This window comes from Flavobacterium sp. 9R (genome assembly GCF_902506345.1).
Lineage (GTDB): Bacteria > Bacteroidota > Bacteroidia > Flavobacteriales > Flavobacteriaceae > Flavobacterium.
Window position 1 is genome coordinate 3,403,519 of record NZ_LR733413.1, and the last position, 25,710, is coordinate 3,429,228.

The 25,710-nt window shown below is 35.0% G+C and carries 20 protein-coding genes; 12 read left to right on the plus strand and 8 right to left on the minus strand.

Annotated features, from left to right (window positions below; translation table 11 throughout):
- The first annotated feature begins 28 nt into the window (after positions 1 to 28).
- The 3 genes from FLAVO9AF_RS15025 (at position 29) to FLAVO9AF_RS15035 (ending at position 3,213) form a co-directional block, all read left to right on the plus strand.
- Entirely contained in the window at positions 29 to 2,038 is a 2,010-nt protein-coding gene (locus FLAVO9AF_RS15025) for a TonB-dependent siderophore receptor (RefSeq protein WP_159690725.1), read from the plus strand.
- A gap of 20 nt (positions 2,039 to 2,058) precedes the next feature.
- Complete coding sequence (locus FLAVO9AF_RS15030; protein WP_159690728.1) at positions 2,059 to 2,403, plus strand: heavy-metal-associated domain-containing protein; 345 nt, start codon at positions 2,059 to 2,061, stop codon at positions 2,401 to 2,403.
- A 138-nt stretch (positions 2,404 to 2,541) separates the two neighbouring features.
- On the plus strand, positions 2,542 to 3,213 hold the full coding sequence (locus tag FLAVO9AF_RS15035; RefSeq protein WP_159690731.1) for a DedA family protein: 672 nt from the start codon (positions 2,542 to 2,544) through the stop codon (positions 3,211 to 3,213).
- A gap of 131 nt (positions 3,214 to 3,344) precedes the next feature.
- Here FLAVO9AF_RS15035 and groL read toward each other — a convergent pair whose 3' ends face one another.
- The 7 genes from groL to miaB form a co-directional block, all read right to left on the minus strand.
- Complete coding sequence (gene groL / locus FLAVO9AF_RS15040; protein WP_064716469.1) at positions 3,345 to 4,976, minus strand: chaperonin GroEL; 1,632 nt, start codon at positions 4,974 to 4,976, stop codon at positions 3,345 to 3,347.
- Positions 4,977 to 5,046: 70 nt separating this feature from the next.
- Positions 5,047 to 5,322 (minus strand): co-chaperone GroES, encoded by a 276-nt coding sequence (gene groES, locus FLAVO9AF_RS15045; RefSeq protein WP_024982279.1) that lies wholly within the window; start codon positions 5,320 to 5,322, stop codon positions 5,047 to 5,049.
- A gap of 140 nt (positions 5,323 to 5,462) precedes the next feature.
- Positions 5,463 to 5,801, minus strand: a complete 339-nt coding sequence (gene secG, locus FLAVO9AF_RS15050; protein WP_159690734.1) for a preprotein translocase subunit SecG — start codon at positions 5,799 to 5,801, stop codon at positions 5,463 to 5,465.
- Positions 5,802 to 5,804: 3 nt separating this feature from the next.
- Positions 5,805 to 6,656 carry a tetratricopeptide repeat protein gene (locus tag FLAVO9AF_RS15055; RefSeq protein ID WP_159690737.1) on the minus strand — a complete coding sequence of 284 codons (852 nt, stop codon included), beginning with the start codon at positions 6,654 to 6,656 and terminating at the stop codon, positions 5,805 to 5,807.
- Between the two features lie 27 nt (positions 6,657 to 6,683).
- Positions 6,684 to 7,187 (minus strand): LptE family protein, encoded by a 504-nt coding sequence (locus tag FLAVO9AF_RS15060; RefSeq protein ID WP_159690740.1) that lies wholly within the window; start codon positions 7,185 to 7,187, stop codon positions 6,684 to 6,686.
- Positions 7,188 to 7,269: 82 nt separating this feature from the next.
- Positions 7,270 to 8,523: a sigma-54-dependent Fis family transcriptional regulator gene (locus tag FLAVO9AF_RS15065; protein WP_159690743.1), complete on the minus strand. Its 1,254-nt coding sequence runs from the start codon at positions 8,521 to 8,523 to the stop codon at positions 7,270 to 7,272.
- Positions 8,524 to 8,609: 86 nt separating this feature from the next.
- Positions 8,610 to 10,055: a tRNA (N6-isopentenyl adenosine(37)-C2)-methylthiotransferase MiaB gene (gene miaB / locus FLAVO9AF_RS15070; RefSeq protein ID WP_159690746.1), complete on the minus strand. Its 1,446-nt coding sequence runs from the start codon at positions 10,053 to 10,055 to the stop codon at positions 8,610 to 8,612.
- Between the two features lie 315 nt (positions 10,056 to 10,370).
- On the opposite strand from miaB, the gene topA reads away from it, so the two are divergent.
- The 7 genes from topA to FLAVO9AF_RS15105 all read left to right on the plus strand — a co-directional run bounded on the left by topA (position 10,371) and on the right by FLAVO9AF_RS15105 (position 20,011).
- Positions 10,371 to 12,890: a type I DNA topoisomerase gene (gene topA, locus FLAVO9AF_RS15075; RefSeq protein ID WP_159690749.1), complete on the plus strand. Its 2,520-nt coding sequence runs from the start codon at positions 10,371 to 10,373 to the stop codon at positions 12,888 to 12,890.
- A gap of 3 nt (positions 12,891 to 12,893) precedes the next feature.
- Positions 12,894 to 14,045 carry a formimidoylglutamase gene (locus tag FLAVO9AF_RS15080; RefSeq protein WP_159690752.1) on the plus strand — a complete coding sequence of 384 codons (1,152 nt, stop codon included), beginning with the start codon at positions 12,894 to 12,896 and terminating at the stop codon, positions 14,043 to 14,045.
- Between the two features lie 109 nt (positions 14,046 to 14,154).
- A complete protein-coding gene (gene gldK / locus FLAVO9AF_RS15085) occupies positions 14,155 to 15,555 on the plus strand; it encodes a gliding motility lipoprotein GldK (RefSeq protein WP_159690755.1) in 1,401 nt (466 codons plus the stop codon).
- Between the two features lie 47 nt (positions 15,556 to 15,602).
- The gene (gldL, locus tag FLAVO9AF_RS15090) at positions 15,603 to 16,247 is read left to right on the plus strand and encodes a gliding motility protein GldL (RefSeq protein ID WP_159690758.1); all 645 of its coding nucleotides are present in this window, start codon (positions 15,603 to 15,605) and stop codon (positions 16,245 to 16,247) included.
- Between the two features lie 49 nt (positions 16,248 to 16,296).
- Positions 16,297 to 17,844, plus strand: coding sequence for a gliding motility protein GldM (gene gldM / locus FLAVO9AF_RS15095; protein ID WP_159690761.1), 1,548 nt, complete (start codon positions 16,297 to 16,299; stop codon positions 17,842 to 17,844).
- Positions 17,845 to 17,890: 46 nt separating this feature from the next.
- Positions 17,891 to 18,880 (plus strand): gliding motility protein GldN, encoded by a 990-nt coding sequence (gldN, locus tag FLAVO9AF_RS15100; protein ID WP_159691158.1) that lies wholly within the window; start codon positions 17,891 to 17,893, stop codon positions 18,878 to 18,880.
- Between the two features lie 78 nt (positions 18,881 to 18,958).
- Positions 18,959 to 20,011 (plus strand): FAD-binding oxidoreductase, encoded by a 1,053-nt coding sequence (locus FLAVO9AF_RS15105; protein WP_159690764.1) that lies wholly within the window; start codon positions 18,959 to 18,961, stop codon positions 20,009 to 20,011.
- A gap of 1 nt (position 20,012) precedes the next feature.
- On the opposite strand, the gene FLAVO9AF_RS15110 is transcribed toward FLAVO9AF_RS15105, so the two are convergent.
- On the minus strand, positions 20,013 to 20,396 hold the full coding sequence (locus FLAVO9AF_RS15110; protein WP_159690767.1) for a DUF983 domain-containing protein: 384 nt from the start codon (positions 20,394 to 20,396) through the stop codon (positions 20,013 to 20,015).
- A gap of 64 nt (positions 20,397 to 20,460) precedes the next feature.
- Here FLAVO9AF_RS15110 and FLAVO9AF_RS15115 point away from each other — a divergent pair, with 64 nt between their 5' ends.
- Together FLAVO9AF_RS15115 and FLAVO9AF_RS15120 are read left to right on the plus strand one after the other, a co-directional pair.
- The gene (locus FLAVO9AF_RS15115) at positions 20,461 to 22,377 is read left to right on the plus strand and encodes an ABC-F family ATP-binding cassette domain-containing protein (protein ID WP_159690770.1); all 1,917 of its coding nucleotides are present in this window, start codon (positions 20,461 to 20,463) and stop codon (positions 22,375 to 22,377) included.
- A 798-nt stretch (positions 22,378 to 23,175) separates the two neighbouring features.
- Positions 23,176 to 25,710, plus strand: a 2,535-nt coding sequence (locus FLAVO9AF_RS15120; RefSeq protein ID WP_159690773.1) for a hypothetical protein, incomplete at its 3' end; no start/stop codon positions are given.

The window sequence follows — 25,710 nt, forward strand, 5'->3', positions numbered from 1 at the left end:
TGGACGACGGCATAAATCAGATTAAACAATGTATAAAAAAATAGTGCTTTTTGCCACCATTTTACTGGCGTTTCCGGTTTTTTCACAAGAAAATCTAGACGAAGTAAAGGTGACCAAAAAGCGAAAAGGATTGCAAAAATCCTTCACGGTTACCACCAACACTACCTTGGTAACCAGCAAAGAGTTGCTTAAAGCAGCTTGTTGTAATTTGGCCGAAAGTTTCGAGACCAATCCTTCTATCGATGTGAATTTTTCGGATGCTTTGACGGGCACGAAGCAAATCAAAATGTTAGGTTTGACGAGTCCGTACCTGATGATTACTGAGGAAAATGTGCCTTCTGTTCGTGGTGCCTCACAAGCCTATGGACTGTCGTTTACACCGGGAACGTGGGTTGAAAGTATTCAAATTACCAAAGGTGCGGGAAGTGTGGTGAATGGTTATGAGAGCATTTCGGGTCAAATAAACACCGAATTGATTAAGCCTATTAACGATATTCCTTTCTTTTTGAATGCCTACGGTTCTACCGATTCTCGATTTGAGTTGAACACGCATTTTAACACGCAATTGTCTCAAAAATGGAGTAGTAGTTTGTTTGTACACGGTAACACTCGTGTGTCTAAAATGGACCAGAACAACGATGGTTTTATGGATAATCCGTTGGCAAAGCAAATCAATGTTATGAATCGCTACCAATATTATGATGCCGAAAACGGACTAGTGAGTTTTATCAATTTCAGGTATATGAATGATAAAAAACAAGCTGGTGAGGTTGATTTTGATCCCGATACAGACAGCGGTACCACTAATCGTTGGGGTTCTGAAATCAATACGCAAAGATTGGATTTGGCAACGAAAGTGGGCTATGTCTTCAAAGACATGCCGTTTCAAAGTATAGGTTTTCAAAATGCTTTTACGTTGCATGACCAAAACTCGTATTATGGTTTGAATTTGTACGATATTAAGCAAAGTAGCTTTTATTCGAATTTGATTTTCAACTCTATCATTAACAATACAAAGCATAAGTTTGCAACTGGAATCAACTTTGCGTACGACAATTACAATGAGTTTGTGGGGTTGACAGATTATGGAAGAGTAGATAATTCAGTAGGTGCTTTTTTTGAATATACGTATGATAACGACGATAATTTCAGCTTGGTTTTAGGCGGAAGAGTCGATAATCACAATCGATTGGGGACTTTTGTAACGCCTCGTTTGCACCTTCGTTACAATCCTTGGGAGAAAACGGTGATTCGTTTTTCGGCAGGAAGAGGAAAACGTGCGGCGAATATTTTTGCCGAAAATCAATCGTTGTTTGCTAGCTCTAGAACGCTTTCTATTTTGGATACCGATGGGAAAATCTATGGCTTGAATCCAGAAATTGCTTGGAATTATGGTTTAAGTTTTAATCAAAAATTTCAATTGTTTGGCCGAAACGGTGATACTGGAATTGATATTTACAGAACCGATTTTCAAAATCAAGCCGTAGTCGATGTAATGCAATCGCCGCAGCAGGTTTTGTTTTATAATCTAAAAGGGAAGTCCTATGCGACGAGTTTGCAAATCGAATTCAATTATGAACTAGCGAATCGTTTTAGTTTGCGTTCTGCTTATAAGTATTATGACATTCAAACGCACTATTTGTCAGGTGTTTACCAAAGACCCTTGCAAGCGAAGCATCGTTTTTTTGGGAATTTAGAATACGAAACAGGACGAAGTGAATCTGGAAGCCAATGGCGTTTTGATGCAACTTATAACTGGTTAGGCAAACAGCAATTGCCAGTGACAGCTTCGAATCCTACTCAAGATCGTTTACCTGAGTTTTCACCTTCTTATAACTTGATTAATGCTCAAGTAACACATGTGTTTTCTTCTAATTTCGAAGTGTATGTTGGAGGAGAAAATATTGGTAATTATAAGCAAAGCAAAGCAATACTTGGAGCAGAAACTCCTTTTGGGCCTACTTTTGATGCTTCAATTGTATATGCGCCAATCTTTGGTCAAATGTATTATGCAGGACTACGTTTTAAAATAAAATAAACTTTAAATAAATAGAAATTATGAAAAAAATAGTTTTAGTTGTATTAGTTGCTTTAGTTGGTTTTGTTGCTCAAGCACAAGAAAAAAAGAACAAAAATGCTAAACATGTAACCGAAGTAAATGGTAATTGTGGGCTGTGTCAAAAACGCATTCAAAAGGCTGCTCTTTCTGTAGAAGGGGTGAAGTCAGCTACTTGGGATATTCCTTCGCATCAATTATCTTTAATTCTCAATGAAGAAAAGTGTTCCCTTCTTGATGTTAAAAAGGCAATTGCAAAAGTGGGTCATGATACTGATGATGTAAAAGCAACAAAAGAAGATTACGACAAGTTGCATTCATGTTGTTTGTACGAGAGAAAAGAATAATTTTTTAGAACACCCAAGACAATCGTTTTGGGTGTTTTTTTAAACCGTTAATAAAACTTTAAAATAGGGGTTTGTTTTGCGCCTTTGTTAAAAAATGCCTATTTTCACCAACTAATAAATCCAAATTTAAGCCCGAATATGAATAATTTTGAATGGACCCAATTATTAAATCCTGAGTTTTATATCACATTAAGTATAGGTGGCGTTCAAATTGGGTTGTATGTGGTTTTGTTTATCGTATTTGCCGAGACAGGACTTTTTGCAGGTTTTTTTCTTCCAGGTGATAGTTTACTTTTTCTTTCAGGAATTTACAGTCGTAGTTTAGTTGAAAATCTTTTCGTGGTTGAAAGTGATTTTATCAACGTGACTTTCTTGTCAATGATGGTTGCTATCGCAGGAGTTTTAGGGAATATGGTAGGTTATTGGTTTGGCGCCAAAAGTGGGTATTACTTGTTCAAGAAAGAAGATACCTTTTGGTTTAAGAAAAAGTATTTATTGCAATCGAAAGATTTCTTCGAAAAGTATGGAGGAAAAGCCATTATCTATGCTAGATTCTTGCCTATTTTTAGAACGTTTGCACCAATAGTTGCAGGAATTGTTTCGATGGATAAGAAGAAGTTTATGTTCTTTAATATTTTGAGTTCGTTTATGTGGGCGTTTCTTTTGATTTTTGCCGGGCATTATTTGTATGGCATCTTTCTTGAATACGGTATCGACTTGAAAAAACACATTGAATATATTGTAATTGGGATTATTTTGGTTTCTACTTTTCCAGTTTTTATGAAAATGTTGAAAAAGAGACCAGAATAATTTAGTTCATTGTAAATAGTGATAAGTCCTTAGTTGATTATACAAACAAAAAAACCGAAGCTTTAAGCTTCGGATTTTTTTATGGTTTCCAAATTTGGAGTTTGGAATTTTTGTATTGGGAATTATGTTTATTACATCATTCCTGGCATTCCGCCTCCCATTGGCATTCCGCCTCCGGCATTTTCTTCTTTAATATCAATCAAAGCACATTCTGTAGTTAAGATCATTCCTGAAACAGAAGCTGCGTTTTCTAAAGCCACACGAGTTACTTTTTTAGGATCGATAATACCTGCTTTTAGCATATCAGTATATTCGTCAGTTTTGGCATTGTAACCAAAATCTCCAGTTGCTTCAGCTACTTTTGCTACTACAACAGAACCTTCTAATCCAGCGTTTTCTACAATAGTTCTCAATGGAGCTTCTACTGCGCGAGAAACGATTTGGATACCAGTAGCTTCATCAGCGTTGTCTGCTTTTAGTGTGCTAAGGACAGTTTTTGCTCTCAACAAAGCTACACCACCACCAGCAACAATACCTTCTTCTACAGCGGCACGAGTAGCATGTAAAGCATCGTCAACTCTGTCTTTTTTCTCTTTCATTTCTACTTCAGAAGCAGCACCTACATAAAGAACAGCAACACCTCCAGCTAGTTTAGCCAAACGCTCTTGTAATTTTTCTTTATCATAATCAGAAGTCGTAGTTTCCATTTGACCTTTGATTTGGTTCACACGGTTTTTGATCAATTCCGTATCTCCAGCACCGTTTACAATAGTAGTATTGTCTTTGTCGATAGTTACTCTGTTGGCAGTTCCTAACATATCGATAGTAGTGTTTTCTAGTGTATAGCCTCTTTCTTCAGAGATTACAGTTCCTCCTGTTAAGATAGCGATATCTTCTAGCATAGCTTTTCTTCTATCGCCAAAACCAGGTGCTTTTACAGCAGCAATTTTCAAGGCACCACGTAATTTGTTTACTACCAATGTTGATAAAGCTTCGCCATCAACATCTTCTGCAATAATTAATAATGGTTTTCCTGATTGTGCTACTGGTTCTAAAACTGGCAATAATTCTTTTAATGAAGAAACTTTTTTGTCGTATAAAAGGATGAATGGATTCTCTAATTCAGCCTCCATTTTTTCAGGGTTGGTTACGAAGTAAGGAGATAAATATCCTCTGTCGAATTGCATTCCTTCAACAACATCTACAAAGGTTTCAGTTCCTTTGGCTTCTTCAACAGTGATTACACCTTCTTTTCCAACTTTTGCGAAAGCAGTAGCGATTAATTCACCAATTACTTCGTCATTGTTGGCAGAAATAGAAGCAATTTGTTTGATTTTTTCAGAATCACTTCCTACTACTTTAGCTTGTTTTGCTAAGTCGGCAACAATAGCTTCAACAGCTTTGTCGATTCCTCTTTTTAAATCCATTGGATTGGCTCCAGCGGCTACGTTTTTTAAACCTTCTTTTACGATGGCTTGCGCTAAAACAGTTGCAGTTGTAGTACCATCACCCGCTAAGTCGTTGGTTTTTGAAGCTACTTCTTTTACCATTTGAGCTCCCATATTTTCTAATGGGTCTTTCAATTCGATTTCTTTAGCTACCGTTACACCGTCTTTCGTTACATTTGGTCCTCCAAAAGCTTTTCCAATAATAACATTACGTCCTTTTGGGCCAAGTGTTACTTTTACTGCATTAGCTAATGCGTCTACCCCACGTTTTAAACCGTCACGTGCTTCAATATCAAATTTAATATCTTTTGCCATTTTTTTATTTTTTTAGAATAATTAATAAATTGAAGGGACAAGTCGCGACTTGTCCGTACTGTTTAATTTTTTAGATTATAGCAAGAATGTCATCCTCGCGCATAATCAAATAATCGGTTCCTTCTAATTTTAATTCTGTACCCGCATATTTACCGTAAAGTACGGTATCGCCTACTTTTACTGTCATTGCGTGGTCTTTGGTTCCGTTACCAACAGCAATTACAGTTCCTTTTTGAGGTTTTTCTTTTGCGGTATCAGGAATAAAAATCCCTGAAGCTGTTTTTGTTTCAGCGGCAACAGGTTCGATAAGAACTCTATCCGATAGGGGTTTAATGTTTAATGCCATGGTTTTTATTTTTTATTTTGAATTAATTTTTAATCGATTCTTGAATTTCAGAAATTGTGCCAAGCCTTATAAACTGACAATTTTTCCTAAAAAAAATGCCAGCTTTGACAGGCTGGCATTTTATAATGTATAGGTTTCTATTATTTTGTAGCAGGTGCAGCAGGTGTTGCAGGTGCATTTTGTACTGGAGCTGTTTGTGGAGCAGCAGTTTCAGTTTTTTCGATGATTTTAGAATCTGTATCACTCATAGATCCTGAAAAGCTTAAGCTAGAAAGCAAAATTAAAGCAATCAAGATAGTAGCTAATGTCCAAGTACTTTTGTCTAAGAAGTCAGTCGTTTTTTGAACACCACCCAACATTTGTGATCCTCCTATTGATGATGATAATCCGCCACCTTTAGGGTTTTGAACCATAATTACTACGATTAGTAAAAAACAAACTATAGTTATTAAAACTAAAAAAATTGAAAATGTGCTCATTGTTTAATTATTGTTATTTTGTAAATTCCTTATTTCTGATATATGGTCTGCAAAGAAACTACTTTTTTCTGGATATTTCAAAATTAATATTTCATAAGCTTGTATCGCTTTTTGATATTTTTTTTGTTCCAAGTAAACTCTTGCTAAAGTCTCTGTCATTAAGTGCGTATTGTCTGAAGAATTGAGTTCAAATTGCGGGGCTGGAGCAGTACCAGGTTTGATTGGCGCAATTTTAGGATTGGTTTCGATGAACTTATCAATCAATGCTGCTTTTTTCTTTCTCTCTTCTTCCATACTATCTTCGAAGGTTTTTGAATTGTTGTCTATGCTTCGGTCGATAGGCTGTGTTCTCGATAATTGTAACCATTCCTGAAATGAGTGCTTTTCATTTGGTGTAAAGTCAATGGGTTTGCCGAGTTCAATAACCGATTCCGACTCGTTATCGGAAATAGTATCGTTATTATTAGTCGCTTCTTTTATAGACGTGAGTATAGATAATTCTAGTGCTTTTTGTTGCTGTTCCAAAATTGTTTTTGGATGTACGATTTCACTATCTACCACTTCCATATTCATAAGCTCGAGATTTTTTTTGTCGTACAAGTCATTTTGAAGAGTATCAAAATGCTCTGAGGTGATGAAATCAAATAGTATCGAACGGTCTGTGGTATGCGCAGCTGTAACCTTTAAGGCATAATTGTATTTGAAACTATTTTGGTTGAAAAGACCTTTTAGACGTAAAGCTCTTGCGCTTTGAAAGTATGGAAATTCATTCAGAATATTGCCAAGTGCATCCGTATAGGCACTATTAATAGTGTCGGGTTTGTTTATTAAAAAGGTATAATCAGTAACGTTCATTTTATAATCAAGATAGGATTAATTGGATTACCACTTTGCCAGTGATTCATTAAAAATGTCTTGCGAAATTCTATCAAAAATTTCTTTTAGACCAGCGCTCAATGTCGAACCTGTTAACTGTTGGTCGGCAGGATAATCATAGAAAAACTCAAATGATTTTTCAAAGTTATCGGTTTCTTTGTTTTTATTAGTGAAACGGACATTAATTCTGATTTTCAAACGGTTTTGCGCGGCACGCTGATCGGCCGTTGCTGTCATTGGGCTGATTCTATAATCGGTAATTTCTCCTTCGTATACCAAATCACCTCCATTTTTTACCAAGTTTAAATTGGTTTGATTCTGAATTAAATCTTGTAATTGTAAGGTGAAAGTTCTGTCTATTCCAGGTTCAATCAATTCGGCATTGTTTTGGAAAAAATTCACTTGAAATGTTTTTGCATCAATTTTACCAGAACCAGTAAAGTTGTATACGCCACAGCTATTCAGTGTGAAAAGGCAAATGATTGCAAATAAAAAAAATAAATTTCTCATAAAGTTGTGGTGAAAGGAACACCATTTTAAGTTCTTAGTTCCAAATTTATTCAAATATAGTAATTTGGAATTGTATTCATTTTTATAAATCGAATTGTTTGATTTTTCGATACAAAGTACGTTCTGAAATTCCCAATTCATCAGCGGCAGCCTTTCGTTTTCCTTTGTTTTTTTCTAACGACTTTTTAATCAACTCAATTTCTTTTTGTTCTAGTTTGAGAATCTCTTCTTCTTCAATCGTTTCTGCAAAAAGATAATTTTCCTCAGGTTCTTGATAATTGTTATCAATATTTTGAGTGGTAATTACTGCTGTTCTTGGCTCTTCTTCAAATTCAATTTCGCTATCTGATTTTGAACCATATAACTTTTGAATTAGGTTTTGATTGGTTTCTTGCACTTTTGAACTTCCGTTTTGCATTAATTCCAACGTCAGTTTTTTTAAATCGTGCAAGTCGCTTTTCATATCAAAAAGAACTTTGTATAAAATTTCTCTTTCGGTATTGAAATCACTTTCGCTTTTCTTGTCTTTAATAACCGATGGCAAGTTGCTACTTTCTACAGGTAAATAGGATTGCAAAGTTGCCGCACTAATATCGCGATTGGTTTCTAAAACGGAAATTTGCTCTGCAACGTTTCTTAGCTGTCTGATATTTCCACTCCAACGGAATTTTTGCAATATATGAACGGCGTTATCGTCTAGCTTTAATGGAGGCATTTTATATTTATGAGCAAAATCAGCAGCAAATTTTCTAAACAATAAATGAATATCGTCTTTGCGGTCGCGAAGAGGAGGTAAAGTAATGTCTACCGTACTCAAACGATAGTACAAATCTTCTCTGAATTTTCCTTTTTCAATGGCATCAAAAAGATTGACATTGGTGGCAGCTACAATTCGAACGTTCGTTTTTTGTACTTGAGACGAACCCACTTTTAGGAATTCACCATTTTCAAGAATACGTAGCAAACGCACCTGAGTAGTTAATGGCAGTTCTCCAACTTCATCTAGAAATATGGTTCCGCCATCAGCAACTTCAAAATAGCCTTCTCTAGTATTAGTTGCTCCAGTAAAAGCGCCTTTTTCGTGACCAAAAAGCTCACTGTCAATAGTGCCTTCAGGGATAGCACCGCAGTTAACAGCAATGTATTTGCCGTGTTTTCTATGTGAAAGAGAATGGATGATTCTAGGAATGTTTTCTTTACCCACACCACTTTCACCAGAAACCAGCACCGAAATATCTGTTGGAGCCACTTGAATCGCTTTTTCGATGGCGCGATTGAGTTTGGGATCATTCCCAATAATTTCAAAACGTTGTTTTATTGCTTGAACTGTTTCCATATAGTTTTGTTTAAAGGTTTAAGTGTTTAATGGTTTGAAGTTGTTTTGGGAACGTTTTTAACCATTTTAAACTATTAAACTTTTTCTTAATTCATCTCGCTTAGCCCAATTGCTTCTCCTTTTAAAGTACCGCTGGTGCAACTTGTAATTTTTACATTTACAAAATCACCTATTTTATAGTTCTCTTTAGGAAAAACAACAGTAATGCTTTGTGAATTTCTTCCTGAGAATTCTTCGGTTGATTTTTTTGAGATTTTTTCAACTAAAACTTCAACCGTCTGTCCAATGAATTCCTCGCTTCTGTACCAAGCATGTTTTTGTTGCAAGTCTACAATTTCTTGAAGTCTTCGAGCTTTGGTTTCTTCTGGAACGTCGTCTTCCATTTTTCTTCCAGCCAATGTTCCGGGGCGTTCTGAATAGGAATACATGTATCCAAAATTGTATTTTACATATTCCATCAAGCTTAACGTATCTTGATGGTCTTGCTCGGTTTCGGTTGGGAATCCCGCAATCATGTCCTGAGAGATAGCGCAATTTGGAATAATTGCATTGATTTTGTCAATAAGTGCCATATATTCTTCTCGAGTATGCAAGCGATTCATTTCTTTTAGAATTCGGTTGCTTCCAGATTGAACAGGTAAATGGATGTGTTTACAAATGTTTGGGTATTTTGCTATTACGTGCAAAATACTTTCGTGCATGTCTTGCGGATTGGAAGTCGAAAAACGAATTCTCATTTTTGGATATCCTACAGCAACCATTTCGAGTAATTGGTCAAAATCTACAGCTGTTGCTTTTTGCATTTCAGAAGCATTGACAAAGTCCTTTTTCAATCCGCCACCATACCATAAATAACTGTCTACGTTTTGTCCTAAAAGAGTAACTTCTTTATATCCGTTGTTTTGTAATTCTTGAATCTCATTCATTATACTTTGAGGTTCACGACTTCTTTCTCGACCTCGAGTAAATGGAACAACACAAAACGTGCACATATTGTCACAACCACGTGTTATAGAAACTAAAGCAGTAACTCCATTACTCATTAATCGAACCGGAGCAATGTCACCATAAGTTTCTTCTTTGGATAGAATTACATTAATAGCGTCACGACCTTCTTCAACCTCATTTAGTAAGTTTGGTAAGTCTTTGTATGCATCTGGTCCAACAACCAAGTCTACGATTTTTTCTTCTTCTAAAAATTGATTTTTTAGACGTTCAGCCATACATCCTAAAACGCCAACCTTCATTTTTGGATTGATTCGTTTTACAGCATTGTATTTTTCTAATCGCTTTCTAATCGTTTGTTCGGCTTTGTCTCTAATTGAACAAGTATTTACTAAAACTAAATCAGCTTCTTCTAGTTTTTGAGTGGTGTTGTAGCCATTGCTCGATAAAATAGAAGCTACTACTTCGCTGTCTGAAAAATTCATAGCGCAACCGTAACTTTCTATAAAGAGCTTTTTGGTGTTTTCGGGTTTGTTTTCTAGAACAAGGCTTTCACCTTGTTTGCTTTCTTCAATGATCTTTTCCATGGGAATTTTAAAAGCGCAAATATAAGTGAAAATTAACGAATATGACAAGATGTCAGATCAAGAATTAACATTGTTTTTAGAGTTTTCTTAATGTTGTGAATCAAGATTTAATGGGATAAAGAACGAATGACTGACAGTGTTTTTTATTTATTTGATTAAGCTAAAAAATAGTTTTATTGTTTTTTGAAAGCCTCCAAAATGGGACTTTTGATAGTTTTAGGAATATGTAATTCAACTATAAAATTTACTTTTAAAGTGTAATAATCTTAAAATTTAAAAAAATCATATACTTTTGCCGACATAAACAAACGGGATATGGCAAAGAATTTAGTAATAGTGGAGTCACCTGCAAAGGCCAAAACAATCGAAAAATTTCTAGGAAGTGAGTTTCAAGTAGAGTCAAGTTATGGGCATATTGCCGACTTGCCTTCAAAAGAAATAGGGGTAGATGTTGAAAATGGATTCAAACCCAAGTATGAAGTTTCCTCGGACAAAAAGGCTTTGGTGAGTAAACTAAGAACACTTTCTAAGAATGCCGAAATGGTTTGGTTAGCAAGCGATGAGGACCGCGAGGGAGAAGCCATTTCTTGGCACTTGGCGGAAGAATTAAAATTAGATGCTAAAAAAACCAAACGTATCGTTTTTCATGAAATTACTAAGAATGCTATTCTAAAAGCAATTGATAATCCTCGTGAGATTGACTATAATTTAGTGAATGCTCAACAGGCTCGTCGTGTTTTGGACCGATTAGTAGGGTATGAGTTGTCTCCAGTACTTTGGAGAAAAATCAAAGGAGGGCTTTCTGCGGGACGTGTACAATCTGTTTCAGTTCGTTTGATTGTTGAACGTGAAAGAGAAATTCAGAATTTTACGCCAACAGCTAGTTATTCAGTTGTTGCCGAGTTTACCAACGAAGCAGGAAAAACGGTCAAAGCAAAGTTGCCTAAAAATTTTGCCACGAAACAAGAAGCGCAAGATTTTTTAAATAAAAATACCAACTCCTTATATAAGGTTTCAGATTTAGAAACGAAACCAACTAAAAAATCACCTACTGCACCTTTTACGACTTCAACTTTACAACAAGAAGCGGCTCGTAAATTGTATTTGCCAGTTGGAATCACGATGCAGTTAGCGCAACGTTTGTATGAGGCGGGATTGATTACTTATATGAGAACGGACAGTGTGAATTTGTCCAAAGAAGCGATGGAAGCGGCTCAAGCCGAAATCATAAAGTCTTACGGAAAAGAATTTTCTAAGCCACGAACTTTTGCTAATAAAAGCAAAGGAGCACAAGAAGCACACGAGGCGATTCGTCCAACAGATATGTCTTTGCATACCGTAAATGTAGATAGAGACCAAGCGCGTTTGTACGATTTGATTTGGAAAAGAACTTTGGCTTCTCAAATGAGTGATGCCGAATTAGAGCGTACCAATGTAAAAATTGAAGCGAATAATCACAGTGAGGTTTTTGTGGCTTCTGGAGAAGTGTTACTTTTTGAAGGGTTTCTAAAAGTATATTTAGAAGGACATGATGATGATGAGGAAGAGCAAGAAGGGATGTTGCCTGCTTTGAAAGTTAATGAGCCATTAGCCAACTCATTCATTACTGCAACAGAACGTTATTCTCGACCTTCTGCAAGATATACAGAGGCTTCTTTGGTGAAGAAATTAGAGGAACTTGGTATTGGTCGTCCGTCTACTTATGCGCCAACAATTTCTACGATTATTAATAGAAATTATGTAGAAAAAGGAACACTAGAAGGGCAAGAGCGTAATTACACACAACTTACGCTTCAAGCTGGAAAAATAGCTGAAAAAGAATTAAAAGAAAATACAGGTTCTGATAAAGGAAAATTAGTACCTACAGATATTGGAACCATAGTAACCGATTTCTTGGTGAAAAATTTTGGTTCTATTTTGGATTATAATTTTACTGCAAAAGTGGAGCAAGATTTCGATGAGATTGCTGAGGGCAACATCGAATGGGCTAAAATGATGCAAGAGTTCTACGATAAATTTCATCCTAATGTAAAAGATGTTGAGGCAAATGCTGATAGAGAAAGTGGAGAACGTATTTTAGGAACCGACCCCGCTTCAGGAAAGCCAGTTTCGGTTCGTTTGGGTAAGTTTGGACCAATGGCTCAAATAGGAGATGCTGAAGATGAAGACAAAAAGTTTGCTAGTTTGCGTAACGAACAAAATATCGGAAACATTACCTTAGAAGAAGCGCTGAATTTATTTTTATTACCAAAGAATTTAGGTACCTATAAAGGAGAAGAAGTTGAAGTAAGTAACGGACGTTTTGGACCTTATGTTCGTCACGGAGCAGTTTTTATTTCTTTGCCAAGAGGTGAAGACCCATTGGATGTTTCTTTGGTACGTGCGCAAGAATTAATTGATGAAAAAGCTTTAGCCGATGCGCCTATTGCTGTTTATAAAGGAGAAAGTGTACAAAAAGGAACTGGAAGATTTGGACCTTTTATCAAATGGAATGGCATTTTTATAAATGTTTCGAAAAAATTTGATTTTGATAATTTGTCTCAAGCGGATATTGAGTTTCTAATTGAGGATAAATTACAAAAGAATATTGATAAAGTCATTCACAATTGGGAAGACGAAGGAATTTTAGTTGAGAAAGCACGCTGGGGACGTTCAGTTATTACTAAAGGTAAGATAAAAATCGAATTAAGTAAAGATGTTGATGCGTCGAAACTGACTTTAGCCGAAGTTCAGGAAATGATTGCAAAGAAAACACCTGCGAAAAAAGCTCCTGCAAAAAAGGCAACAGCAAAGAAATCTACACCTGCTAAAAAAGCAGTAGCTAAAAAAAAGTAAACTATGGAGTTTGATTTTCTTGTACCTATAGATAATGAAATCGTAGATTATAAAAACCAATTGTCTTCTCAGCACATTGGTGGTGTTATGGCATTGCATACTGATGATGCGTTTCCTGATTTAAGTGAGGTTAAAATCGCTTTGATTGGAGTGCTTGAGAATAGAGGAGATGAAGGAGTAGCGACTGTTGTGGATTTAACTTCAGTTCGTAAGTCGCTCTATGGGTTGTTTGTGGGCAACTGGAAAATGGGAATCGCTGATTTGGGAGATATCTTAGCTGGTAATTCAACAATGGATACTTATTTTGCTGTTAAAAAAGTAGTAGCTAGTTTGATTAAAAAAGGAATTGTTCCAATTGTTATTGGTGGTTCTCAAGACCTAACTTATGCGCTTTATAGAGCTTATGACGAGTTGGAACAAATGGTTAATTTGGTTGCGATAGATAATAAGTTTGATTTTGGTAAAGAAACGGATCGCTTATCAAGCACTTCGTATTTAACAAAAATGGTTATCGATTCTCCTAATAATCTATTTAACTATTGTAATATTGGTTATCAGACCTATTATAACTCTCAAGAAGAGATCGATATTATAGAGAAATTATACTTTGATGCCTATAGATTAGGAGAAATTTCGAATAATATTGCGCTCGCAGAGCCTGTTTTTAGGGATGCTGATGTGGTAAGTTTAGATTTAACTTCTGTAAAGTCTTCAGATTCGGGAAATTTTAATATTTTCGCGCCGAATGGATTTAATGGTAAGGAGATATGTTCTTTGTCTCGATATGCAGGAATAAGTGATAAAGTATCTTTATTTGGAATATTCAATCATACGAGTACAGCTCAAGAGGCGGTTTTAATTGCGCAAATTATATGGTATTTTATTGAAGGTTATCAGTTTCGTTCAGGAGAGTATCCATTTGGAAGTAAAGATAATTACCTTAAGTATATTGTACCTTTAGAAGAAGAAGAGTTAGTGTTCTATAAAAGTAATAAAACGGACAGGTGGTGGATAGAAATTCCTTTTTTGACTAATGGGAATAATAAATTAAAAAGAAATACGTTGTTACCATGTTCTTATGAAGAGTATTTGGCTGCTTGTAATCAAGAGTTGCCCGAGAGATGGTGGAAAGCACAGCGTAAAAACAGTGTTTAAAAGTAGTTAAAAAAAAAACGGATTTGTTACTTGTAAAAATTGTTTATTTAAAAAATAATAAATAGGTTTACAAACTTTAAAAGATGAATAGTTAACCCCCCAAATTTATATGAAGAAAATCATTGTGTTTACGGCTTTTTTGACTTTGTTAATAAGCTGTGGTAAATCAAGCGATAAAGGAGAATTAGTAGGTGTTAAAGGAGGTAAGTGGCACCCAGAAAAACCTTACGGAATGACATTAGTTCCAGGAGGTTCTTTTATTATGGGTAAATCAGAGCATGATATTGCCGCTATTGACGATGCACCAACTAAAACCGTTACCGTACGTTCGTTTTATATGGACGAAACCGAAATTACGAATAGTGAATACCGTTCTTTCGTAGAATGGGTAAAAGATTCAACTATCAGAGTTCGATTAGCAATTCTTGCGGACATGAATGGTCAAAAATCCTCTGGAGGCAAAGGTAAAAATACTGGAAGCATTGGAGATTTTGCTTTTAATGATTCCGATCCTACCAAGATGACTGCTTACGATAAGTACATGTATGATAATTATTATAGTGTAGGTACTGAAAAAGATCCATACGCTACAAGAAAGTTGAACCGTAAGGTTAAGCTAATTAAGGATACAAAAAAATACCCAGATGAGTATTATGCTGAAGTAATGGACTCAATGTATTTACCAATAGACCAATCCTACAACGGTCTTAGAACAATTGATGTTAATAAATTGAAGTACAAATACACGTGGATGGATATCCAAGCTGCAGCAAAAGCTAAAAGTGGTTCAAGAAAAGATTTCATTAGAACAGAGGAGATTAGTGTGTATCCAGATACAACTGTGTGGATTAAAGATTATGCTTATTCTTATAATGAGCCAATGCATAATGATTATTTTTGGCACAAAGCTTATGGAGAATATCCAGTAGTTGGTGTGAAATGGACTCAAGCAAAAGCATTTTGTGCTTGGAGAACTCAAAATAAAAACACGTATATTAAATCAAAACAAAAAGGACGTGATTTAATTAATTCTTTCCGTTTGCCTACAGAGGCTGAATGGGAGTACTCTGCAAGAGGTGGTCTGGAATCTGCAACTTACCCTTGGGGAGGCCCTTACACTAAAAACGATAGAGGTTGTTTCTTAGCCAACTTCAAACCAAGTCGTGGTGATTATGCTGCAGATAATGCATTGTATACTGTAGAAGCAAAATCATACGAGCCTAATGGATATAATCTATACAATATGGCAGGTAATGTTTCTGAATGGACTAACGACGCTTACGATCCAAATGGATTTGAGTATGTTTCAACTATGAATCCAAATGTTTCTGATGCTTCTAACAAACGTAAAGTTGTTCGTGGAGGTTCTTGGAAAGATGTTGCTTATTTCTTGCAAGTAAGTACTAGAGATTTTGAATACGCTGACTCAGCAAGAAGTTTTATCGGATTTAGAACTGTTCAGGATTATATGGGTACTCAGGTTACAGGTACCACAAAAGGAAGAAAATAAATTAAACCAAATCTAAATATTTTAAATTAACCTAAAAACAAATTATTATGGCATTATTAAGCAAAAAAACAATGAATTTCGCTTACGGTATGGGAGCGGCAGTAGTTATTATCGGAGCATTATTCAAAATTACTCACTTTGAATTAGGACCATTAACAGGAACATTAATGTTATCTATTGGTCTTTTGGTTGAGGCGGCAATTTTTGCTTTATCTGCATTCGAACCTGTTGAAGACGAATTGGACTGGACTTTAGTTTATCCAGAATTAGCTAATGGTCAAGCTAAATCTCAAGTTAAAAAAGAAGAGAAAGTTGATGCTCAAGGGATTTTATCTCAAAAATTAGATGCAATGTTGAAAGAAGCTAAAATTGACTCTGAGTTGATGTCAAGCTTAGGGAATAGTATCAAAAACTTTGAAGGAGCTGCTAAAGCAATTTCTCCAACAGTTGATTCTATTGCTTCTACAAAAAAATACAGCGAAGAGTTATCTATGGCTGCTGCTCAAATGGAATCATTAAATAGTTTATACAAAGTTCAATTAGAAAGTGCTTCAAGAAACGCTGAAGCTAATAAAGAAATCGCTGAAAATGCTGGTAAATTGAAAGAGCAAATGGCTTCAATGACAGCAAATATTGCTTCATTAAACAGTGTTTATGGAGGAATGCTTTCTGCAATGAACAACAAAGGATAATTAGTTTTTGACTAAAATTATTATTTATTAAACTAATTATTTAGAAAAAATGGCAGGAGGAAAATTAACCCCTAGACAGAAGATGATTAACCTAATGTACTTGGTTTTCATCGCAATGTTAGCAATGAATATGTCCAAAGAAGTTTTATCGGCTTTTGGATTGATGAATGAAAAATTTGAAAATGCAAACGCTGCTTCTACACAAAACAATCAAGCTTTATTGATGTCTTTAGACACGAAGGCTGCTGAAGCAAAAGGAGACTTCGTTGCAGCTGCAGCTACAGCTCACAAAGTAGAAGTAATTACAAAAGAATTTGACGCTTACATCGCTACTTTAAAAACTGATGTTCTTAAAGGTTTTACTGTAGATACAGAAACAGGCAAATTACCATATGAAAATATGGACAAAGGTGACAACATTGATAACTGGTTTATTGGTGAAGGATACACTAAAAAAGGAAATGAAATTATTGCTAAAATTGAAAAGTATAAATCAGATATCAAAGCTGCTTTAGGTGGTGATAAAAAATATGCTGCAATTGCTAAAGAAGTTGATGCAAAGTTTGATTTAAGTGAGGTTAAAGATAAAGATGGTAATAAAATAAAATACCTATCATATCATTTTAAAGGTTTTCCAGCTGTAGCTTCTGTTGCAAAATTATCAGCTTGGCAAAATGATGTTAAAAAAGTAGAGGGTGATGTTTACAATTCTGCATTAGGAAAAGCAGCTGTTGAAGCAGCTTCTTACAGTAACTATCAAGGTGTTGTTGTATTAGATAAGAATGCTTATTTTCAAGGTGAAAAGGTAACTGGTAAAGTAGTTTTAGGTCGTTATGACGAAAACACTAAACCAACTTCCTTTAACTTAAATGGAAGACCAGGTAATATCGTTAATGGACAAGCAAAAGTTGATATTACAGCTGGTGGAGTTGGAGAGCAAAATATTAACGGTCAATTTACATTCTTGGAAGACGGTAAAACAATTCCTGTGAAATTTGAAGGTAAATATGTAGTGGTACCAAGACCTAATTCTGCGACTATTTCTGCAGATAAGATGAATGTAGTGTATCGTGGAGTAGTTAATCCAATGTCTATCTCTTTTGCAGGTATTTCTGATAAAGATGTAGTAGCTTCTGCTCCAGGTTTAACAAAAGTTGGAAACGGTAAATACAACATGAGTCCAGGTACAGGTACTGAGGTCGTTATTAATGTTACTGGAAAAATGTCTGATGGTAAAATGGCATCAGATAAGAAAGTGTATAGAATTAAAGGTATTCCTGGTCCAGCAGGTACTATTAGAGGTGAAATGGGTGTTGTAAAAGGACCTAAATCAAATCTACAAGTTGCTACAATAGGTGCTAAATTAGTTGATTTTGATTTTGAAGTAGGTTTGGATGTTGTTGGATTTAACTTCAAAATTGCAGGTCAACCTACAGTTGTAGTTTCAGGTAACCGTTTAAATTCACAGTGTATTACTGCTTTGTCAAAAGCAGGAAGAGGAGATCAAGTTACGATTTCTGAAATTAAAACTAAATTAGTTGGTGCTGGTAGTTATTTATTACCAAGAACAGCTCCAGTAATTTACGAAATACAATAATAGTACGTTTGTAAAAACTACTCCAATATTTTATAAGGACACCATGATGAATGTAAGATTTTTTTTAGTAGCTATTGTCACTGTATTAGGTAGTGTAGCTGGGTTTTCACAATCCAATCTTTTGAATGCCAAAAAGCCTAGTGAAATTGGACTTAAGACTGCAGCTCAACTTATTTCAGATAATGACAAACCATTAGCTTATGGGTATGTTCATGATAGAGATATCCTGATGGGAAAAACAACTTGGGAAATAATTGATTTAAGTGAAAAAATCAATTTCCCTCTTTATTTCCCTATTGATACTGCTAACATTGGACACGATAGACGTTCATTGTACGATGTTTTAACAAAAGCGATGAAGTCAGGTAAGATTACCGAAGTGTATACAGACAGTTATTTTAATACTAAAAAATCGCTTAAAGATATACAAGGTTCTTTATCTCGTATTGATACAACTGATGCTGGTAGAGAATTGATAAATCAAGACCCAGATGCATACAGATCTAGAGTAGTAAAGAAAAAAGTTGTTACTGGTACTGGTAAAAAGAAAACAGTTACTTATGTTGATGAGACAGTTGGACCAACGAAGAGTATTCCTGAGGAGTATATCTTGAAACAAGATTTATCTGCACAAGATGTTAGTCAATATAAGATTAAAGGTTTTTGGTATTTTGATAAACGTCAGAGTGAGTTAAAGTACCGTTTACTTGGAATATGTCCAGTAACTCCTGATGTTTACACAATGAACAGTGAGGAAAAAGATTATATTGAATTGTTCTGGGTGTTTTTCCCAGCATCAAGAGAGGTTTTGCATGAAGCAAAAACTTTTAATGAGAAGAATTCTTCAATGCCAATTTCTTTCGATCAAATCTTGAATTCAAGACGTTTTAATGCAGTTGTATATAAAGAGGAAAACATCTACGGAGACCGTGCGGTTGAAGATTATATGAAAGATAATTCCCAAAATCAGCTTATTGAATCGGAAAGAATTAAAGAGAAGATTCGTAATTTCGAACAAGATATGTGGAACTATTAATTGATGTAGTTCATTATAGAAAAAACTCTTACTTTTAGTAAGAGTTTTTTGTTTTTAATCTTATTAAATTTTTATAGTATGATTGATTATTTGATTGTTGGTGCTGGTTTAGCTGGGATTTCCTTTGCTGATTTAGCTTTGAATAACAATAAAAAAGTTGTTGTTTTTGAAAACAATTCTCAAAATTCATCTCGTATAGCTGGAGGTTTGTACAACCCAGTTATCCTTAAGCGTTTTACAGAAGTATGGGATGCTAGTAGTCAATTGTGCGATATGGATGACTTTTATAATTCATTGAGGAATAAGTTTTCTGTTGATTTTGATAACAAGCTCCCTATATATCGAAAGTTTTTCTCTATTGAAGAACAAAACAATTGGTTTTTGGCTTCTGATAAAAAAGGATTGGCTCCCTTTTTATCAACTACCTTAAATTTTGATAAGTTTAATGGTATTGATGCTCCTTTTGGTTATGGTGAGGTTCTTAAAACGGGCTATGTGGATACCTCTCTTTTATTGAAACATTATCGTGGGTATTTACTTAGTCGTTCTTTATTGTTTGAAAAAGAGTTCAAGTATGATGATATTGTTTTTTTAGAGGAAGGGATTACGTACAATGGCATTAAAGCAAAGCATGTAATCTTTTCTGAGGGTTTTGGACTGCATCAAAATCCCTACTTTAATTTTTTACCACTAGATGGAACAAAAGGAGAATTATTCATTATCAAAGCTCCTAATCTCAGTATTGATGTAATCGTAAATACAAGCGTATTTATTTTACCTCTTGGAGATGGTCTTTTTAAAGTTGGGGCTACCTATAATTGGAAGGATAAAACAGACTTGCCTACAAATGAAGGTAAAGAAGAATTAATTGCTCGTATAAAAGAAATTATATCTTGTGAATTTGAGGTTATAGAGCATTTTGCTGGAGTAAGACCGACTGTTCGTGACCGAAGACCTCTTGTAGGTACACATGACACCTATTCTCAGCTTCATATTTTAAATGGTTTGGGTACACGAGGAGTTATGTTAGGGCCTTCAATGGCTAAAGCTTTGTATAATAATATTGAACATCAGTTGCCTTTATCTGATGAAATAAATTGGTATAGATATCTTAAGAAATTTAGGAAGTAGTTTATTTCTTTGAGTTCAATGGATCGTAACTCACAAACATATTGATGTAAATGTTTCTCGACCATCGTAAAACCCAAGGGAATAAAATAATTAAGGAACCTAATATGGCGAAAAAAGAGTTTTTTATACTTGTTCCTAAAAAGACGTAGGATACTATGAATGTCGCAACTCCTACTGCTACATTTAATGCATAACTTACATACATCGATCCATAAAAAAAGGAAGGTTCAATTTGATATCTTAAACCGCAATGGCTGCAAGTTTCATTCATTTTAAGTACTTTACTCAAATTAAGAGGGTTTTTGTCCTCATACATACTTTCATTTTGACATTTCGGACAAGTTCCTGTTAAAATGCTATTTAGTTTGGATCCTTTTTTTAACATTTGCAAAAAATTTTAACAAAGGTACAATTTTAGTTTGCTACCTCTGTAACATTAGTCACAATCTATGCTTAATATACATAATTTATCGGTTTCTTTTGGTGGTTCCTATTTGTTTGAAGAGGTTACATTTCGTTTGGGTGCAGGCGATAGAGTAGGTCTAGTTGGTAAAAATGGAGCAGGTAAGTCAACAATGCTGAAGATTTTAGCTCGTGATTTTGCACCAGACTCTGGAAGCATCGCTCAGGAAAAAGAGGTGCGCATGGGATTTCTTCGACAAGACATTGATTTTGAAGCGGGACGAACTGTTCTTGAGGAAGCGTATGAAGCATTTACTGAGATTAAAATAGTTGAAAAAAAGTTAGAAGAAATCAATCATCAATTAGTTACTAGAACTGATTATGAAAGCGAGGAGTATGGGCAAATCATTGAAGATTTATCTGATTATACCCATCGTTTTGAACTTTTAGGTGGATACAATTATGTTGGCGATACCGAAAAAATTCTTTTAGGTCTTGGTTTTAAGAGAGAAGTTTTTGACAATCAAACCGATACTTTTTCTGGTGGTTGGAGAATGCGAATTGAGTTAGCTAAATTATTATTGCAATCTAATGATATTCTTTTGCTTGATGAGCCCACAAATCACTTAGACATTGAAAGTATTATTTGGTTAGAAGGTTTTTTAAGAAACTTTCCTGGTGTAGTGGTAATTGTTTCGCACGATAAAATGTTTTTGGATAATGTCACTAATAGGACAATTGAAATTTCTTTAGGTAAGGCTTATGATTTTAATAAACCCTACTCTCAATATTTAGAGTTGCGTCATGAAATTCGTGAAAAACAGTTAGCAACTCAAAAGAATCAGGCCAAAAAAATTGAAGAAACTGAAAAGTTAATAGAAAAGTTTAGGGCTAAAGCTTCAAAAGCTTCGATGGCTCAATCACTCATCAAAAAGCTTGATAAAGTAGAACGAATTGAGGTTGATGAAGATGATAATTCAGTGATGAGTATTTCGTTTCCTGTTTCAAAAGAACCTGGAAAGGTTGTAATTGAAGCAGAGAATGTTACTAAAGCATATGGCGACAAGATAATTCTAAAAGATATTGATTTATTAGTTGAGCGCGGAAGTAAAATTGCTTTTGTTGGGCAAAATGGTCAAGGAAAATCAACTTTTATTAAAGCCATTGTAAATGAATTTAAATATGATGGGAATATAAAGCTAGGACATAATGTTCAGTTGGGTTATTTTGCGCAAAATCAAGCAGAATATTTAGATGGCGAGATTACACTTTTGCAAACAATGGAAAATGCAGCGACTGATACGAACAGAATGAAAGTTCGCGACATGTTAGGTGCTTTTTTATTCAGAGGAGATGATGTTGAAAAAAAGGTAAAAGTGCTTTCTGGAGGAGAGCGTAACCGATTGGCTTTATGTAAACTTTTGTTGCAGCCCATTAATGTACTTTTGATGGATGAGCCAACAAATCACCTTGATATCAAGTCTAAAAACGTTTTAAAAGCGGCTCTGCAAAAATTTGGTGGTACTTTGTTATTGGTTTCTCATGACCGTGATTTTTTGCAAGGGATGTCTAATATTGTCTATGAATTTAAAGACCAAAAAATAAAAGAGTATTTGGGAGATATTAACTTTTTCTTGGAACAACGCAATTTAGAAAACATGCGAGAAGTTGAGAAGAAAGATGTTGACAAGCAAGCTTCGACCAAAGATAATGCAAAGTCTAAAGCGTCCTATGAGGATCAAAAAAAACATAAAGCTTTACATAATAGGTTAAGTAAAATTGAGAGTCAAATTAAACAATTAGAGGCCGATATACAGCATGATGACAAAATGTTGGCTTCTAATTATGATAAGCATATTGAGGATGCTAATTTTTTTATTGCCTATACAAAAAAGAAAGACGAACTAGATCAACTCTTACTGGATTGGGAAATTGTTCAAGAAGAAATTGATAATTTGTCGTAGACTGAGAATACAGAAACACACTATTTTGTAGTATAGTTCAAGATTGGTTACTTACGGGTAACCTTTTTTTATGCAAACTGAGTAAGAAGTATTTTTAATTTTTTCCATTTTTTGGATTCATTTCCAAAATCAAGATTTTTAAATTTTGTGATGATGCCAAATTCATTTTATTGGAATACTAATATGGATGTGTTTTACAGCCTTTATTTGTTTTTTGTAAAATGGTCTATTTGAATTTTCTATTGAATTCATTGGACTTATGAGGCTTTCTCTTCTTTATTTTTCTATTCTTCACTTTTTCATTAGAATTATTTACCTCCAATTATGGCATTACATTTTTTAATTGGTTTGTTTTTTGTCATAAGCTAGTAGATCTAAAACATTGGATTTTACGTAAATGAATAAAGAAAAGTTAATTTCTTTATTTTTCACATTTTATTCAATTTTTATTAACAAGAAAATAAGTAACAACTTGCTGATACTGTTGATTTTACCGATAAAATCTGTATTTTATCTTTTAGAAAATGAAATCGCTTTTTTACAATTTATGCATTTCATCGATTTATATGTGCATTTCATCGACTTTTTGTATAAAATACTTAATATTATTATGTTATGATTAAAATACTATTAATTTTGCCTTTATTATTAATATTTTTTTGTAGTACTTGTTCTACGTATAAATACTTTTGTCTTGCGGATTATACGCAAAGTGTTTTATACAAGTTCAACTTTATTGAATATGTGCTAAAAATCCTAAAAAAATATCTTGGAATACATTTGAATCGCTATTTATTTATGATAAAAAACTCTACTCTATTTAACTTTACTTCTTTTAGGTTATTCAACTTTAGTATAAAAAAAATATCGGTTTTCTCTATATTTTTTTTACTTTCTCAATTAAGTAGCTTTGGTCAAGTTTGTGGGACACCTGGTGCAGATGGTCCTATACTAATCTCAAGTTCTATAAATACTTATTTTCCAATTACGACTAACATCTCTTTGGCGGCTGGCCAAAAAACTGTTAGTCTTGGTGCAGTTCCACCAACTGATCCTTATGGGAATAGCTTTGGAACTTTGCAAATTAATTCAGGTGATTTGTTGTTGATTATTCAAATGCAAGATGCTTCGATAAATGCAACAAATGATAATACTTATGGCTCTGGATTTCCCAATACTGGAACTGACTTTTTGGGAGGTACTGGGTTCACAAATATTGGTAATACGGGGCTTTATGAGTATGTGGTTGCTACTAATAATGTTCCTTTAGCAGGAGGAAATTTAACTTTTGTTGGATCTGGAACAGGAAATGGACTGTTGAATTCTTATGTAAATGCTGCAGCTACTACAACTTCTGGTAAAAAGACTTTTCAAATAGTCAGAGTTCCCCAATATTCTAATTTAACATTAACTGCTAATGTGACAACTCCTCCATTTAATGGGGTATGTGGTGGTGTTATTGCCTTTAATGTTTCAGGTACTTTTAATTTTAATGGTTTTACAATAAATGGTAATGCTAGAGGTTTTAGAGGTGGATATAGCCCAATCCAAACTTCAGGAGCTAATAATCAAAGTACATATGTAGGATTATCTACTAGTAACATAATCTCAGGTAAAGGTGAGGGTATTGCGGGTACACCTAGGTTTATGTGGGATGGTTTTAATCAAGTTGATAATGTGCTTGAGGGAATGCCTAACGGTTCTTCAGGACGTGGGGCACCTGCAAATGCTGGTGGTGGTGGTAATGATCATAATGCTGGCGGCGGCGGCGGCGGTAATGGTGGAAATGGCGGTTTAGGAGGAAGAGGCTGGCAACGTGGTGGAGGAGATGTCTTTCCTCTTACAGGTGGCGGTCGCCCTGGATTTAAATCGTTTATAACACCAACACCAGAGATCGATAGATTGATCATGGGCGGTGGAGGCGGTGCCGGAGATGCTAATAACGCTCTTAATGGTGTTAAAGGTGGTGTTGGTGGTGCAATTATTATTGTTAATGCAGGAGCTATCCAAGGGAACGGTTCAATTTTTTCTAATGGAGGTAACGGTGCTCCAGGGGCTTATGGTAGCGCTCCTGATGGAGCAGGAGGAGGGGGAGCAGGAGGTTCTGTTTTTTTAAATATTGCCAATTCAAGTACTGCTACAATAACAATTGAGGCTAGAGGTGGTAACGGTGGTAATTCTGAAAATGATGATACTAATGAACACGGTCCAGGAGGCGGAGGCGGAGGAGGTATCATTAGACATAATGTTGTTGGTGCAGTAACTATTAATACTAACGTTGTTGGTGGAGCCGCTGGAAAAGCAAATGCAGGTGCGGGTATCAATCATGGCGCAATAGATGGTGAATTAGGTTATGTGTCTACATATGTAGCAGCAACAGATCTTCCACCAAGTTTGAATTTAAATAATTCATGTCTACCAAACTTAGAAACAAAAGTTACATCATTAGTTTCAACGGTTTGTAACCAGGTAAATGGAACATTTTCCTACGAAGTTGAAATAAAAAATACAGGTAGTGGTAATGCTGGAAATGTTCAATTGGATTTTAAATTTCCAACAGGTATTGAATATGATACGGCTACTTCGGTTTATAGTTTGGGAGCAGCTGGTCCTGCCGGAGCATTAATCAATACAGGTACTGCAAACAATCCTATTGTGGGTGGGTATAACATACCAAAAGATGGTTATGTTACCATCACCATAACAGGAAGAATAGTTGGAACAATCAGTAATGGTACCTATAGTGTCGATGCTCAGGCTTTGTATTTAGATCCCACAAGAACAGCTAGTGCGCCTAATAGAAAGATTACTCCTTTAGTTAATGCTTTTAATTCAGCGAATACCTCTTATCAAACTGGAGGATCTGGAAACGTATTAGGATTTAACTTTAGTGGTGCGTCAACTAATGTAGATGATGTTAGTTTTATTTTAGCGCCAACTCTTGTTTTATCAAATGGTAACCAAAGTCAAGCAGTATGTGCAGGAACAGCAATTACTAGTACTGTTTACACATGGGGAGGTAGTGCTACAGATGTTAATGTGACTAGTTTGCCAATGGGGTTGACTGCGACAAAAAATGCAGCAGCAAAAACAGTTACTATAACTGGTATACCATCAGCAACAGGAACCTATAATGTTAGTACAATTGGTCAAACAGCACCATGTAACGCTTCATCATTGGCAGGTATAATTACTGTTACTACAGAACCAGTTGCAGGCACATTATCAGGCACACAAAATGTTTGTGTTGGATTGACTACTACTTTTGCTTCAACTCAAACAGGAGGATCTTGGTCCTCTTCAAATACAGGCATTGCAACTGTAAATTCTAGT